Source organism: Alcaligenes sp. YSL9, from assembly GCF_030515105.1.
Classification (GTDB): Bacteria; Pseudomonadota; Gammaproteobacteria; order Burkholderiales; family Burkholderiaceae_B; genus Alcaligenes; species Alcaligenes phenolicus.
In genome coordinates, this window is the sequence record NZ_JALXJU010000012.1 from 1 (window position 1) to 785 (window position 785).

Here is a 785-nt window from a genome sequence, read left to right on the forward strand (position 1 = left end):
GTGAACGCCGACGGCAAGACCTGGAACGTGGATGTTCCCGGCTCCGAGTTGGCTGCTGATTCGAACGTACATGCCAAGGTGGAAACGGAAGACGCTGCGGGCAACCCCGCTTCGGCTGAAGCTGACCGCGGCTACGGTGTCGATACCGACCTGCCTGAAGCTTCGATCACGATCGACACCATTGCGGGCGATGACGTGATCAATAAGGCTGAGTCCGAGTCTGACGTGACCATCACTGGTACGGTTGGCAAGGATGTGAAGGCCGGTGACACGGTGACTGTGACCGTGAACGGCAAGGACTACACGACCACCGTTAACGCTGACGGCAAGACCTGGAACGTGGATGTTCCCGGCTCCGAGTTGGCTGCTGATTCGAACGTACATGCCAAGGTGGAAACGGAAGACGCTGCGGGTAACCCAGCCAGCGCTGAAGCCGACCGTGGCTACGGTGTGGATACCGATCTGCCTGAAGCTTCGATCACGATCGACACCATTGCGGGCGATGACGTGATCAACAAGGCCGAGTCCGAGTCTGACGTGACCATCACTGGTACGGTTGGCAAGGATGTGAAGGCCGGTGACACCGTGACTGTGACCGTGAACGGTAAGGACTACACGACCACCGTGAACGCTGATGGCAAGACCTGGAACGTGGACGTTCCTGGCTCTGAGCTGGCCCAGGATTCGAACGTACATGCCAAGGTCGAGACCGAAGATGCTGCGGGTAACCCTGCGAGCGCTGAAGCTGACCGCGGCTACGGCGTCGACACCGATCTGCCCGAAGC

1 protein-coding gene is annotated in these 785 nt (G+C 59.5%); it reads left to right on the forward strand.

From position 1 onward, the window contains the following. The coding region (locus tag M2Q46_RS18715) for an Ig-like domain-containing protein (protein ID WP_302357877.1) at positions 1 to 785 on the forward strand (785 nt) is incomplete at both ends.